The sequence below is a fragment of the Streptomyces swartbergensis genome, assembly GCF_002148965.1.
Classification (GTDB): Bacteria; Actinomycetota; Actinomycetes; order Streptomycetales; family Streptomycetaceae; genus Streptomyces; species Streptomyces swartbergensis.
In genome coordinates, this window is sequence record NZ_NGFN01000802.1 from 1 (window position 1) to 792 (window position 792).

Annotated in this window: 2 pseudogenes; one reads left to right on the forward strand and one right to left on the reverse strand. The window is 70.7% G+C overall.

The window, feature by feature from the left end:
* Positions 1-270, reverse strand: a pseudogene (locus CA983_RS44425) (hypothetical protein); the annotation flags it as partial.
* A gap of 322 nt (positions 271-592) precedes the next feature.
* Between CA983_RS44425 and CA983_RS47450 the strand changes: the two are divergent.
* A pseudogene (locus CA983_RS47450) lies at positions 593-792 on the forward strand (hypothetical protein); the annotation flags it as partial.

The following is a 792-nucleotide window of genomic DNA, read 5'->3' on the forward strand; positions in this document are numbered from 1 at the left end:
GGCGGCGTGCTTGGCCTTCGTGGCCGCTTCGCGTTCCTTCGGGATCGGCGCGATCCGCTCGTCATGGCCGTGTTCCCGCTGAACCGCCTCGCCGCCCGGCTCGCCCGGGTCGGTGCAGTCCTGACCGGCCTTCGCGCCGCAGAGCGGGCAGCGGCGCCGGATCCAGAACCGGCGGGCGACCTTCTCGTGCAGGGGGACCTTCCGGCCCGTCGGGCGGGCTGGACCGGCTGCACCGCCTTCGAGACGCACTCGCCGGGCAGGTGCCGCCATGCGCCATACCGGCGCTGTTTCTGCTGCCCTTCCTTGAACTCCCCATCGCAACTGGCGCACCTCTTCGCCGACTTCCCCGCCTCTCGGGCTTGGCGCGGGCGGGATCGTACGAGTCCCGGGACAGCCGCGGGGCCAGGGCCTGGCGGGTCTCCTGAGTGCCATCGCGGCGCACGATGGTGACATCCGAGGCCAGCGGCCGGTCGTACGACGGGAGCTCCGGTGCGGCAACGTAGACACCTCACGTTGCTATGCCGTCAAGCCGGTCGGCCGTGAAGGCCGGGGTCTTCGAACAGCCCGGAGCCGGGTTGGAGAGAATCTCGGCATGGTGATGGCACGGCACTGGTACTCCTCGTCCCCTGTCGTGGACGGGCATCCGCTCCTGGATGAGCCGGGTTTCTGGCCCGCGTACTTGGCGGACCTGGCCGAGGGGTTCACGCCGGAGGCTTTCGGATCGGACCCGGGTGACGCGGACGCCATGCTCGACAGGCTCCACGACCGGTCGGCGTGGCCGATGTTCACGGT